The organism is Enterobacter cloacae complex sp. 2024EL-00711, assembly GCF_047529885.1.
Taxonomy (GTDB): Bacteria; Pseudomonadota; Gammaproteobacteria; order Enterobacterales; family Enterobacteriaceae; genus Enterobacter; species Enterobacter ludwigii.
This window is the reverse complement of sequence record NZ_JBLIZC010000002.1, coordinates 65062-78158: the sequence shown is the minus strand read 5'-3', so window position 1 is coordinate 78158 and position 13097 is coordinate 65062. Positions and strand designations below refer to the sequence as shown.

Here is a 13097-nt window from a genome sequence, read left to right as displayed (position 1 = left end):
TGCAAATGGTCCGTGGTGACTGTAGGGCGTGGCTTCGCGCTATTTGAGTAGTGATATGCGAAGGTTTACTCCATGCCCACAGGCGCAAATTAAATTTCGTCAGGCGTACGCAGATTGGTTACTGCAATACGTTCGCCGCGTTTACGCTCGCGCTCAGACTGCATGTTGGCGCGGTAAACACCCTGATCGCCAACCACCCAGGAGAGCGGACGACGTTCTTTACCGATAGACTCCTGCAGCAGCATCAGCGCCTGCATGTAAGCTTCCGGACGCGGCGGACAACCCGGGATGTAAACATCCACTGGAATAAACTTATCTACGCCCTGTACGACGGAATAAATGTCGTACATACCGCCAGAGTTTGCACATGCGCCCATGGAAATAACCCATTTTGGCTCCAGCATCTGGTCATACAGACGCTGAATAACAGGTGCCATCTTGGTAAAGCATGTACCTGCCACCACCATCAGGTCAGCCTGACGTGGGGAAGCACGCAGTACCTCTGCCCCAAAACGCGCAACGTCATGCACCGCAGTGAATGACGTCACCATTTCAACGTAGCAGCAAGAAAGGCCAAAGTTGTAAGGCCAGATGGAGTTCTTACGACCCCAGTTGACCATATCGTGCATGGCATGCTCGAGTTTGCCCATGTACACGCTTTTATTGACTTCTTGCTCCAGGGGGTCGGTTACGATCTCCTGTTTTTGCAGGGGGTAACGGTCATTCTCACCGTTAGGATCTATGCGGGTGAGCGTATAATCCATCTTATTGCCTCGCTGTTACTGCTGACGATTAGAGATACTGTTTTCCGGGTTGATGTGTTCACGACGTGAACGCGCAGGCGTCCAGTCAAGCGCGCCAATACGCACCAGATAAACCAGACCGGCCAGTAACACTAAAATGAAAATTGCGGCCTCGACAAAGCCCACCCAACCACTTTCGCGGATGGAAGTTGACCATGCGAAAAGGTAAAGCGCTTCCACGTCAAAGATGACGAAGAACATGGCTACCAGATAGAACTTGGCAGACAGGCGTAAGCGAGCGGAACCTACTGAATCAATACCTGATTCGAAAGGTGTGTTCTTGTGCCTTGCACGGGCGCGACCGCCCAGGAACCAGCCGCCGACTAACATCAGGCAGCACAGGCCAATGGCTACAATAAGAAAGATTGCGAATGCCCAGTGATGAGCGATGACTTCTGTGGATGTTGACATACTCATTGCTTACTCATCAAAAGTGATACCTACGACACTGCTCTTGCTGGCAGATGGGCATCACATCGATTCATGGGGAGGAACGAAAAACCTTACACTAACTGTCAGAAATGAGACGTAGACAGCAAAATGATGGGGTTTTTTACTCCTTTCTATAACCTTTTGTCAACTTTAACAAAGGTTTCTTCACATTAAATTACATCGAGCGATTCTCATTAACATTTGGTGCCCTTTAACCCTGGCGGGTACCTGAGTTTACGTCAAATGCATGTTGTTGAATCGTGTCCGTTTTGGAAGTAAAAAAAATAACCCTCCTATTTTGACAGGATTTGCCAACGATTCCTCCCCCCAAAGAGGAGTATTTTCTTGATCTGAGACACGCTTTTGTTAATTCACCCAAAAAACCAGCAACATATTTCCTGTTTTATTAACATCGGGGCGAGCTGGAGGGAGACTGAACGGGAAATGCACAACATTTGAACAAAAGCATTTATCTTACTGATAAATAGCGACTATCCTGAAAATCCACGCGGTGATCGCGGTTATTACTGCCAAAAAAAAGCCACTGCAGGCGAAAATCGCGTGAGTGGCTTTTTTTTACATTTACAAATTGTTACCAGAATTTTGAGCTGTCGATCACTCAAAGTCCCCTTCAACGATCAGGGAATCATCCCCCCCTTCGGAGGTAACATGTTCGAACTGCCATGGATTATGGTAGTTTTCCATCGCCTCGAACACGACTTTCGCCAGTTCGTTATTGCTGGACGTATTGTGGCAGAGCAGATACTCCGTATCAGGCAAAGCAGGAAGACCATCTGATTTACCCAGTACGCGCAGATCCGGGCTCATCATTTCGACCGGACGGGCCGTTACCCCAAGCCCCGCTTTCACGGCAGCACGTACCGCTGGCAATGTGGAAGCCACATAAGCCAGACGCCATGGAATATTGGCCTCATTGAGCGCCGCCAACACCATATCGCGGAACGGACTCGGATCATCCAGTAATACCAATGGAATTGGCTCACCTTTTTGCAGCACATATTCAGCTGCGCAATACCAATGCGTCGGAGACGTGCGCAACGTCAGGCAATTAAATTGCCCTGGACGGTGCGTGGTCACCACCAGATCGACCTTATTCTCATTTAGCATCTCAATCATAAAAGCATTTCGTTTTACGCTAACGTCCAGCGCAAGCTTCGGATAAACCGAACTAATTCGATTGAGAAGAAATGGCAATATTGTGTCTGCTGACTCATCAGACGCACCTAACGTTAGCACCCCTTGCAGGTTGCTATACATTAATGACATACATGCTTCGTCATTAAAGCGAAGTATTTTCCTGGCATAACCCAGAAGCTGAATACCGTGTTCCGTTAAGAGCTTATTACGCCCGTGACGGGCAAAGAGCTCTTTACCAACCAGTTGTTCCAGCCGTTGCATTTGCTGGCTAACGGCGGACTGGGTTCGGCAAACGGCGGCAGCAGCAGCTGCAAAAGTGTTGAGATCGGCGACCGCAACAAACGTTCTCAGCAGATCGAGGTCGAGATTCATTATCGGACGATTTGCATTTATCATATCTTTTCACTTTCAGGTTGCTCGTGCGGAGCTGCCCGGGTTGAAGCTGTGTGTGTAACAGTTAAGCAATTCCCTCTGAAGGTTTTCCCTCGCATCCCGGCCCGGCAGACTGCCTGACAGATAGTTATTGTGCTGTTTTAATATCAACAGTCAGAAAGCACGTTTCATGACGTTATTTTTATTCTCTTAAACGTTCAGGATATTTAGATGTTTGCAGGTTTATGTAAATTCCATTAAGGGTGATACACCCTTTCTGCCATCTTTCTCGCAGTGCTGTCAACGTAGCAGGAGATGTTTAACCCATTCCGGCCAGAGATAACTCTAACAATAACAATCAATTAATTCAGAAAACCTGTTCCACAAATACAAAACATATGTATCTGTGCCCAGCTTTCCTGAAAGACATCTTAACCCAAATCCACTTTATTTATAAGTCTTATTGCAATATTGCGGATTTATGAGGGTTGTTAAGCTTCTCAACTAATTTTATTAAAATTAACTAAAGTTGCATTTTGTCGGTTAATAATAAATAAATTTTAATTTAGATTAAGGCCATTCATTAATAACACTTAACATTAATTTCACATGAGTAACTTTTAGCCAATGCACACTATTACAACGCCACGTAACGAAGCATTCAGGTTTTACGAAAGGTCACTCAGCGTAACTGCCACGCAGGTTGCGGATATTATTTATTTTTATCAGCACAATATACAACTTTTATATACTTTAACAGCACAATAAACCCATTATCACACCATTAACCTTACTTTACGTCAGTTAAATTGTTCGCTGATAGCGAAAAAGATTCACTCCATTTTCATCCACTCCACAAAATCTTCTCCTGCCCGCCCTTCAAAACGAAGCGAGGGGGGAGTACATTATTCCGTGCTGACTTCCACGGCAGGGAGTGGCAACAATCGCGAAAAGGTTAAAGGTTCATGTCCCCTATCGAAAAATCCAGCAAGCTAGATAACGTCTGTTACGACATCCGTGGCCCGGTTCTGAAAGAGGCTAAACGCCTTGAAGAAGAAGGCAATAAGGTTCTAAAACTCAACATTGGTAACCCTGCGCCATTTGGTTTTGAAGCGCCGGATGAAATTCTGGTTGATGTGATCCGCAACCTGCCTACTGCGCAAGGCTATTGCGATTCAAAAGGACTTTACTCCGCACGAAAAGCCATCATGCAGCACTACCAGGCGCGCGATATGCGTGATGTTACCGTTGAAGATATCTATATCGGCAACGGTGTCTCTGAGCTGATCGTGCAGGCCATGCAGGCGCTGCTGAACAGCGGTGACGAAATGCTGGTTCCCGCGCCGGATTATCCGCTGTGGACGGCGGCCGTATCCCTGTCCAGCGGTAAAGCCGTGCACTATCTTTGCGACGAGTCCTCTGACTGGTTCCCGGATCTCGATGATATTCGTGCGAAAATTACCCCACGCACGCGCGGCATCGTTATTATTAACCCGAACAACCCAACGGGCGCGGTCTACTCAAAAGAGCTGCTGATGGAGATCGTGGAGATCGCCCGCCAGCACAACCTGATCATCTTTGCCGACGAAATTTACGACAAGATCCTGTATGACGCGGCGCAGCACCACTCTATCGCCGCACTGGCTCCGGACCTGCTGACCGTGACTTTTAACGGCCTGTCTAAAACCTACCGTGTGGCCGGTTTCCGTCAGGGCTGGATGGTCTTAAACGGCCCGAAAAAACATGCGAAAGGCTATATTGAAGGGCTGGAAATGCTCGCCTCTATGCGTTTATGTGCCAACGTGCCGGCGCAGCATGCTATCCAGACCGCACTCGGCGGCTATCAGAGCATCAGCGAGTTTATCGTGCCAGGCGGGCGTTTATATGAGCAGCGTAACCGTGCGTGGGAGCTTATCAACGATATTCCAGGCGTCTCCTGCGTGAAGCCGAACGGCGCGCTCTACATGTTCCCGAAAATCGACGCGAAACGCTTTAATATTCATGACGACCAGAAGATGGTGCTCGATTTCCTGCTGCAGGAAAAAGTGCTGCTGGTTCAGGGTACCGCCTTTAACTGGCCGTGGCCGGATCACGTGCGTATCGTTACCCTGCCGCGTGAAGATGACCTCGAGATGGCCATCAGCCGCTTTGGACGTTTCCTCTCAGGTTACCACCAGTAATCTTAAAATCAGGCTACTCCGGTAGCCTGATTTGCATCTTGCCTCCCCTCCCCGCACAATGAAGTCTGTCGCAGTGAAGACAAAAGGTAACCTATGAGTCAGAGTCATTTCTTTGCCCACCTCTCCCGCCTAAAACTGATCAACCGCTGGCCGCTGATGCGCAATGTCCGCACCGAGAATGTGTCGGAGCACAGTCTGCAGGTTGCGATGGTCGCTCACGCTCTGGCTGCCATTAAAAACCGTAAATTCAACGGGCAGGTTAACGCTGAACGTATTGCCCTGCTGGCGATGTATCACGATGCCTCGGAAGTGCTGACCGGGGATTTACCGACACCCGTGAAATATTTCAACTCGCAGATAGCCCAGGAATATAAGGCCATTGAGAAGATTGCTCAGCAGAAACTGATCGACATGGTGCCGGACGAGCTGCGCGATATTTTTGAGCCGCTGATTAATGAGCATCAGTACACGGAAGAGGAAAAATTGCTGGTTAAGCAGGCGGATGCGCTATGCGCTTACCTGAAATGTCTGGAAGAGCTGTCCGCGGGGAATAACGAATTTCTGCTGGCGAAAACGCGTCTGGAAAAAACGCTGGAATCACGCCGCAGCGAAGAGATGGATTATTTCATGCAGGTGTTTGTGCCGAGCTTCCATTTGTCGCTGGACGAGATCAGTCAGGACTCCCCTCTCTGACGGTATGCCGGGTCGCGACATCGCTACCCGGCATCAGGGTTTAAAACGGGAACAGTACGGGAATCAGTATCACGCACACCACCATCACCAGCACGGTGAAGGGCACGCCTATCTTCACAAAATCACTGAATTTGTAATTTCCCGGGCCAAGCACCAGCGTATTGACCGGTGACGAGACCGGAGTCATAAACGCTGCAGATGCCGCCATAGCGACGATCATGGCAAACGGGTACGGCGAAACCCCCATTGATTTCGCCATCGCCAGTGCAATGGGTGCCATCAGGACGGCCGTGGCCGTATTGGAGATAAACAGGCCTATCGTGGCGCACATGATAAACAGGCAGACCAGCATCATGTAAGGCCCGTATCCACCGCCTGCGTCCATGAGTCCCTTGACGATCAAATCCACCCCACCGGTTTTTTGTAACGCCAGGGCAAAGGGCATCATCCCGACAATCAGAATGATGCTCGGCCAGTGAATGGCTTTGTAGGCGCTTTCGGCATCAATACAGCGGAATTTACCCATCAGAAGACAGGCGATAATGGCCGCAATGGGGTTTGGAATTTCGTCAGTCAGCATCAGTGCGACCATCAACACCAGGCAAAAAATCGCATGCGGTGCCTGGCTGTGCGCCGGAGAAGCATCGCTCTCTTCAACCGGCATATTGAGTACAACAAAGTCGCGGCCTTTCTGCCCAAGCTGACCGATCAGTTTCCAGTTGCCGACGACCAGGAAGATATCACCGAGCAGGATAGGCTCATCCACTACCGCCCCTTCCATCGCCACGCCATCACGCTTTAAGCCCACCACGTTTAGCCCATAGCGGGTCCTGAAGCCGATTTCGCGCACGGTTTTACCCAGTAATTCTGATTCCGGGATCAGCGACACTTCGGCCATGCCGACATCCAGCGCCTGGTCTGAGAAATACTCCCCACGTAGCACCATGGGTTCCAGCAACTGTTCACTGCAAAACTCGCGCAAATCGACATCGGCGGTGGACATATCAATCAGCAAAACGTCGCGTGCACGGAATTCCGACACCCCGTTGACGTTAACAATCACCCGCCGAAAACGACGCCAGCGCTCTACGCCGATCACGTTCGCGCCATAGCGCTCACGCAGCTTCAGGTCGTCAAGACGCTGGCCAATGAGGGGCGAGCCGGGGCGGATAGCCAGACGGCGCGCCCGCCCGGTCAGACGGTACTCTTTGATCAGATCGCGGAAGGTCCGTCGTTTCCAGCCGTCTTTGCTTTTATCCTGTTTTTCCCCCTTCAGGGCAAAACGGGTTAACAGCATGTAGACCACGCCCAGCACCAGAATCACCAGTCCAAGTGGGGTCACGCTGAAAAAGCTAAAGCCTTCAAACCCTTCGCGGATAAGCTCACTGTTGACGACCAGGTTCGGCGGGGTCGCCACCAGCGTCATCATCCCGCTAATAAGACCGGCAAAGCTCAGAGGCATCATCAGGCGCGACGGCGAGGTTTGCATCCGCATGGAGACGCTCAGCACCACCGGGATAAAGATGGCGACGACACCCGTGGAGCTCATAAACGCCCCCAGCCCGGCAACCGTCAGCATCAGGTAGATCAACATTTTGGTTTCGCTGTTGCCGGCCACCTTGACCAGCCACGACCCCATAATGGTCGCCACGCCAGTGCGCACCAGCCCGTCGCCAATAATAAACAGGGCGGCAATCAGGATAACGTTGGGATCACTAAATCCGGAGAAAGCCTCCGGCAGCGTGAGCGTACCGCTCAGCACAAAGGCAACGATGACAAACAAGGCGATGGCATCCATGCGCACCTTGCCTGAGGCAAAGAGAAGGATGGCGATTAAAAGCAGGCTCAGGACCCAAATCAGTTCACCGTTCACAACATATCCTTGTCAGTGGAGGAGACAAAATTTTGCCATAAAAAAGCCCCAACAATGTGGGGCTATATCATGGGATTACATTTTAAGCGAGACGGTTACAACTCCGTCCGGTGCCTTCGCAACGTTAATGGCCATCAGCGTGTTAAGCACCAGATCCGCCTCGTTCAGGCGGGGTGAACCCGCCGGAACATTAACGGCGATGACGTGGCTTCCAGCGTTCAACCCCGCCAGGACGCCTGCTGCCGCATCCTCCACCACCACACAATCGGCTGGTGCAAGGCCAAGCAGTTCGGCACCGAGTAAAAAGGCATCCGGTTCAGGCTTGCCGCGCTTCACGCGCTCTGCCGTGATAAACACTTCGGGCGTCGGTAACCCTGCGGCCTTGTGGCGGGCATGGGCAACGGGCACCGAGCCGGAGGTGACGATCGCCCACGGGATTTGGGCTTCGTTCAGATGTTCAAGCAGTTCAAGCGCCCCCGGCAGCGCTGTGATGCCATCCGTGTCGGTGGCTTCAATGTGCTCAAGATAGCTGAACTCCGCCTGAATCTCTTCCTCAGAACGTCCTGCTAAGAAGTGCCGCAATGAGGTTATGGCCTGTTTGCCATGGATAAAATTCAGTACTTCCTGATGGTCAATGCCATGTCTGTCCGCCCAATGGCACCATGAACGCTCCACAACCGGCAGCGAATCCACCAGCGTACCGTCCAAATCAAACAGAAAACCTCTACACTGCACAAGCACCTCCGTCAGGCATTAATAATTTGTTGAATCTCATTGTTACTTAAATGGTACTGGCGCGGGCAGGCGTGCCAGACGCTCAGCATGCGCTGATATTTTTCCCACATTGGGGTCTGCGCATTGAAGCCGTGCGTGCCCGCGTCAAAATGGGTATAGCGCCCTTCCGTGTTCACCATAAAACGCACATAGCTCAGATAACGCGCTTCCGTTGCGGCATCAAAGCCCAGGAAGGTGACGCGACGTTCGTCAATGGACTGCTGATCTTTGAGATTGGTCCAGGAAACATGCAGGGCGTGATACATCTCCATAATGTCGATCACGGTGCGGCAGGTTTCTTCTTTCATCTCACCAAACTCGCGGTCCAGTTCACGCATCTGCAAACCAAAGCCACGTTCGACGATTGTCTGCAGGCGGCTGTAGCGCTCAGCGTTATCGGGATCAAGCATAGTCATCATTTTGTACTGGTTGGACAAAATCAGACGTTGAGCATGGGTCATTTCCATCTTTCGACTCCTGTAGCGCATTGCACTGTAAAAAAAAGACACGGTAACGGTGAGTTACTGTGCCTTCTTTTATTCGTCGTTTCGATGATCAATCACAAGTCATCGAGGAATGTTTTGTCGAGTTGCTTAAAAGCGCGCTTGAGCGTGTCAGCCAGCGCCTGGTAATCGGGCTTGCCTTCGACCGGGGCAAGCGCCTGCCCGGCTTCCTCCAGTTTCCCGCGAACTTCATAAAACCAGTGTAAAATAGAAGGCGGGAGTGGCGTGATAGAACGTTTACCTAACCACCACAGACCCTGCATCGGCAGACTTAACGCGAAAAGTGCCGTCGCAACGGCCGGGCCAAGCTGCCCACCCAGCGCGATTTGCCAGCAGAGCGTAAAGATGGCGACAGGTGGCATAAAGCGAATCGCATAGCGCGTGGCGCGGATCGTGCGGTTCTCAATAAACATGGGCGCAAGGCGCTTTTCCATTGGCCACGTCTTTGCGTAATGCTGTCCCCGACGAAACAGACTGAAAAAATTCACGGACGGGTTCTCTGGTGTCGACATGGCTGTACCTCAACTTCACATATAAAAATTAAAATTTTCGTGCAAAACCACAACAGGCTATGACAACGTTCAAAATATTTTGTCATCAGCACCCCGTATCGGGTATTCTGTGCCAGCCTGATAGGCCCTTAGACGAGAACCATTAACTCGTCAAATTATCGCATATTATGCCATTGGCTGAAAAATGTTCAAAATGGCATAAAATCATATGTATTTCTTCCATCATGCCACAATGTTCGTTTGGCATGATGTTAATCATAAATGTCTGAGTCATTATGCGTTACGCTTTTAGACTCCCTGACGTTTTTTTAGCCACGTATCAATAATAGGTACTTCCATGTCGAGTAAGTTAGTACTGGTTCTGAACTGCGGTAGCTCCTCACTGAAATTCGCCATCATCGATGCGCTCAACGGTGACGAATACCTCTCTGGTTTGGCCGAATGTTTCCATCTGCCTGAAGCACGTATCAAGTGGAAGATGGACGGCAGCAAACAGGAAGCGGCTTTAGGTGCAGGCGCCGCTCACAGTGAAGCGCTGAACTTTATCGTTAACACTATTCTGGCACAAAAACCAGAACTGTCTGCTCAGCTGACTGCGATTGGTCACCGTATCGTCCACGGCGGCGAAAAATACACCCGTTCCGTCGTTATCGACGAAACGGTTATCCAGGGCATTAAAGACTCTGCCTCTTTCGCACCGCTGCACAACCCAGCTCACCTGATCGGTATCGCTGAAGCGCTGAAATCCTTCCCGCAGCTGAAAGACAAAAACGTGGCTGTGTTCGACACTGCGTTCCACCAGACCATGCCGGAAGAATCTTACCTCTATGCCCTGCCGTACAGCCTGTACAAAGAGCACGGCGTTCGTCGCTACGGCGCGCACGGCACCAGCCACTTCTATGTGACTCAGGAAGCCGCTAAAGTGCTGAACAAGCCGGTTGAAGAAGTTAACATCATCACCTGCCACCTGGGCAACGGTGGTTCTGTTTCTGCCATCCGCAACGGTAAATGTGTTGATACATCCATGGGTCTGACCCCGCTGGAAGGTCTGGTGATGGGTACCCGTTCCGGTGACATCGACCCGGCGATCATCTTCCACCTGCACGACACCCTGGGCATGAGTGTTGATCAGATCAACAAAATGCTGACCAAAGAGTCTGGCCTGCTGGGTCTGACCGAAGTCACCAGCGACTGCCGTTATGTTGAAGACAACTACGCAGAAAAAGCAGACGCTAAACGTGCAATGGACGTTTACTGCCACCGTCTGGCGAAGTACATCGGCTCTTACACTGCGCTGATGGACGGTCGTCTGGACGCGGTTATCTTCACCGGTGGTATCGGTGAGAACGCGGCAATGGTTCGTGAACTGTCCCTGGGTAAACTGGGTGTTCTGGGCTTCGAAGTTGACCACGAGCGTAACCTGGCTGCCCGCTTCGGCAAGTCTGGCTTCATCAACAAAGAAGGCACCCGTCCGGCTATCGTTATCCCAACTAACGAAGAGCTGGTCATCGCGCAAGACGCGCACCGCCTGACTGCCTGATTCCACACCGCCAGCAATGCTGGCGGTGCTGTTTTGTAGCCCGCCCCCTGTCGGCGGTAACGAAAGAGGATAAACCGTGTCCCGTACTATTATGCTGATCCCTACCGGAACCAGCGTCGGTCTGACCAGCGTCAGCCTTGGCGTTATCCGTGCTATGGAACGCAAAGGCGTTCGTCTGAGCGTCTTTAAGCCTATCGCCCAGCCTCGTGCCGGTGGCGATGCGCCAGACCAGACCACCACCATCGTGCGTAAGAACTCCAATCTGCCAGCGGCTGAACCGCTGAAGATGAGCCACGTTGAATCTCTGCTCTCCAGCAACCAGAAAGACGTGCTGATGGAAGAGATCATCGCCAACTATCACGCTAACACGCAAGACGCGGAAGTGGTGCTGGTTGAAGGCCTGGTCCCGACCCGCAAACACCAGTTCGCTCAGTCTCTGAACTTCGAAATCGCGAAAACGCTGAATGCGGAAATCGTGTTCGTCATGTCCCAGGGTACCGATAACCAGGAACAGCTGAAAGAGCGTATCGAACTGACCCGCAGCAGCTTCGGCGGCGCGAAAAATACCAACATTACCGGCGTTATCGTTAACAAACTGAATGCACCGGTTGATGAGCAAGGTCGTACCCGTCCTGACCTGTCCGAAATCTTCGATGACTCTTCTAAAGCGAAAGTGGTTAAAGTTGATCCGGCGACTCTGCAGGATTCCAGCCCGCTGCCAGTACTGGGCGTGGTGCCATGGAGCTTCGACCTGATTGCTACCCGTGCAATCGACATGGCGCGTCACCTGAACGCTACCGTGATTAACGAAGGCGACATCAATACCCGCCGCGTGAAGTCTGTGACCTTCTGTGCGCGTAGCATTCCGCACATGCTGGAACACTTCCGCGCAGGCTCTCTGCTCGTGACCTCCGCTGACCGTCCTGACGTGCTGGTTGCTGCGTGCCTGGCCGCGATGAACGGTGTGGAAATCGGCGCCATTCTGCTGACCGGTGCTTACGAGATGGATCCACGCGTAAGCAAGCTGTGCGAACGTGCGTTCGCCACTGGCCTGCCAGTCTTTATGGTGAACACCAACACCTGGCAGACCTCTCTGAGCCTGCAGAGCTTCAACCTGGAAGTGCCGGTTGATGACCATGAGCGTATCGAGAAAGTGCAGGAATACGTTGCGGGCTACATCAACGCAGACTGGATTGAATCCCTGACGGCGACCTCCGAGCGCAGCCGTCGTCTGTCTCCTCCGGCCTTCCGTTACCAGCTGACCGAGCTGGCGCGTAAAGCGGGCAAACGTGTTGTTCTGCCAGAAGGCGACGAACCACGTACCGTTAAAGCGGCTGCCATCTGTGCAGAGCGCGGCATCGCGACCTGTGTGCTGCTGGGTAACCCGGATGAAATTAACCGCGTTGCTGCCTCTCAGGGCGTTGAGCTGGGTGCAGGTATTGAAATCGTCGACCCGGAAGTGGTTCGCGAAAGCTATGTTGCGCGCCTGGTTGAGCTGCGTAAGAGCAAGGGCATGACCGAAGCCGTTGCGCGTGAGCAGCTTGAAGACAACGTTGTGCTGGGCACGCTGATGCTGGAGCAGGACGAAGTTGACGGCCTGGTTTCCGGTGCGGTTCACACCACGGCGAACACCATCCGTCCACCGCTGCAGCTGATCAAAACGGCGCCAGGCAGTTCTCTGGTGTCTTCCGTGTTCTTCATGCTGCTGCCTGAACAGGTTTACGTTTACGGTGACTGTGCGATCAACCCGGATCCAACTGCAGAGCAGCTGGCTGAGATTGCTATTCAGTCTGCCGATTCCGCGATTGCCTTCGGTATTGAACCTCGCGTGGCAATGCTCTCTTACTCCACCGGTACTTCTGGTGCAGGTAGCGATGTAGAGAAAGTCCGTGAAGCGACGCGTCTGGCACAGGAAAAACGTCCTGATCTGATGATCGACGGTCCGCTGCAGTATGATGCCGCGGTTATGGCTGACGTTGCGAAATCCAAAGCACCGAACTCACCGGTTGCGGGTCGCGCTACCGTGTTCATCTTCCCGGATCTGAACACCGGTAACACCACCTACAAAGCGGTACAGCGTTCTGCAGACCTGATCTCCATCGGGCCAATGCTGCAGGGTATGCGCAAACCTGTGAACGACCTGTCCCGTGGCGCGCTGGTTGACGATATCGTCTACACCATCGCTCTGACCGCGATCCAGTCTTCACAACAGCAGTAATACGTTACTGACTAAAAAGGCGACCTGAGGGTCGCCTTT

Annotated in this window: 11 protein-coding genes; 4 read left to right on the top strand and 7 right to left on the bottom strand. The window is 52.0% G+C overall.

Going from position 1 to position 13097, the window contains the following annotated elements; all coding sequences use genetic code 11:
* Positions 1–89: 89 nt before the first annotated feature.
* From nuoB to lrhA, 3 genes are all read right to left on the bottom strand, one after another.
* Complete coding sequence (nuoB, locus tag ACMVME_RS06805) at positions 90–764, bottom strand: NADH-quinone oxidoreductase subunit NuoB (protein ID WP_003861482.1); 675 nt, start codon at positions 762–764, stop codon at positions 90–92.
* A gap of 15 nt (positions 765–779) precedes the next feature.
* Positions 780–1220 (bottom strand): NADH-quinone oxidoreductase subunit NuoA, encoded by a 441-nt coding sequence (gene nuoA, locus ACMVME_RS06800; protein ID WP_014171000.1) that lies wholly within the window; start codon positions 1218–1220, stop codon positions 780–782.
* Positions 1221–1850: 630 nt separating this feature from the next.
* Complete coding sequence (gene lrhA, locus ACMVME_RS06795; RefSeq protein ID WP_025203584.1) at positions 1851–2789, bottom strand: transcriptional regulator LrhA; 939 nt, start codon at positions 2787–2789, stop codon at positions 1851–1853.
* Positions 2790–3730: 941 nt separating this feature from the next.
* Here lrhA and alaA point away from each other — a divergent pair.
* On the top strand, positions 3731–4945 hold the full coding sequence (gene alaA, locus ACMVME_RS06790; protein ID WP_014171002.1) for an alanine transaminase AlaA: 1215 nt from the start codon (positions 3731–3733) through the stop codon (positions 4943–4945).
* Positions 4946–5038: 93 nt separating this feature from the next.
* Entirely contained in the window at positions 5039–5638 is a 600-nt protein-coding gene (gene yfbR, locus ACMVME_RS06785) for a 5'-deoxynucleotidase (RefSeq protein WP_414743404.1), read from the top strand.
* A gap of 40 nt (positions 5639–5678) precedes the next feature.
* Here the strand turns inward: yfbR and ACMVME_RS06780 are convergent, their stop codons facing one another.
* The 4 genes from ACMVME_RS06780 to yfbV all read right to left on the bottom strand — a co-directional run bounded on the left by ACMVME_RS06780 (position 5679) and on the right by yfbV (position 9300).
* Positions 5679–7511: an SLC13 family permease gene (locus tag ACMVME_RS06780; RefSeq protein ID WP_014171004.1), complete on the bottom strand. Its 1833-nt coding sequence runs from the start codon at positions 7509–7511 to the stop codon at positions 5679–5681.
* 75 nt (positions 7512–7586) lie between these two features.
* Positions 7587–8246, bottom strand: coding sequence for a sugar phosphatase (locus ACMVME_RS06775; protein WP_068794839.1), 660 nt, complete (start codon positions 8244–8246; stop codon positions 7587–7589).
* Between the two features lie 11 nt (positions 8247–8257).
* Positions 8258–8752, bottom strand: a complete 495-nt coding sequence (locus tag ACMVME_RS06770; RefSeq protein ID WP_020883140.1) for a YfbU family protein — start codon at positions 8750–8752, stop codon at positions 8258–8260.
* Positions 8753–8844: 92 nt separating this feature from the next.
* Complete coding sequence (yfbV, locus tag ACMVME_RS06765) at positions 8845–9300, bottom strand: terminus macrodomain insulation protein YfbV (protein ID WP_008502875.1); 456 nt, start codon at positions 9298–9300, stop codon at positions 8845–8847.
* A 337-nt stretch (positions 9301–9637) separates the two neighbouring features.
* Here yfbV and ackA point away from each other — a divergent pair, with 337 nt between their 5' ends.
* Both ackA and pta read left to right on the top strand, forming a co-directional pair.
* Positions 9638–10840 (top strand): acetate kinase, encoded by a 1203-nt coding sequence (gene ackA, locus ACMVME_RS06760; protein WP_014171008.1) that lies wholly within the window; start codon positions 9638–9640, stop codon positions 10838–10840.
* Positions 10841–10916: 76 nt separating this feature from the next.
* On the top strand, positions 10917–13058 hold the full coding sequence (gene pta / locus ACMVME_RS06755) for a phosphate acetyltransferase (protein ID WP_014171009.1): 2142 nt from the start codon (positions 10917–10919) through the stop codon (positions 13056–13058).
* The last annotated feature ends 39 nt before the right edge of the window (positions 13059–13097 follow it).

Bases quoted from the DNA above. Each gene is read 5' to 3' on its own strand.
- ackA (WP_014171008.1), top strand. From the start codon at position 9,638: ATGTCGAGTAAGTTAGTACTGGTTCTGAACTGCGGTAGCTCCTCACTG.
- lrhA (WP_025203584.1), bottom strand. From the start codon at position 2,789: ATGATAAATGCAAATCGTCCGATAATGAATCTCGACCTCGATCTGCTG.
- ACMVME_RS06770 (WP_020883140.1), bottom strand. From the start codon at position 8,752: ATGGAAATGACCCATGCTCAACGTCTGATTTTGTCCAACCAGTACAAA.
- nuoA (WP_014171000.1), bottom strand. From the start codon at position 1,220: ATGAGTATGTCAACATCCACAGAAGTCATCGCTCATCACTGGGCATTC.
- yfbV (WP_008502875.1), bottom strand. From the start codon at position 9,300: ATGTCGACACCAGAGAACCCGTCCGTGAATTTTTTCAGTCTGTTTCGT.
- nuoB (WP_003861482.1), bottom strand. From the start codon at position 764: ATGGATTATACGCTCACCCGCATAGATCCTAACGGTGAGAATGACCGT.
- yfbR (WP_414743404.1), top strand. From the start codon at position 5,039: ATGAGTCAGAGTCATTTCTTTGCCCACCTCTCCCGCCTAAAACTGATC.
- alaA (WP_014171002.1), top strand. From the start codon at position 3,731: ATGTCCCCTATCGAAAAATCCAGCAAGCTAGATAACGTCTGTTACGAC.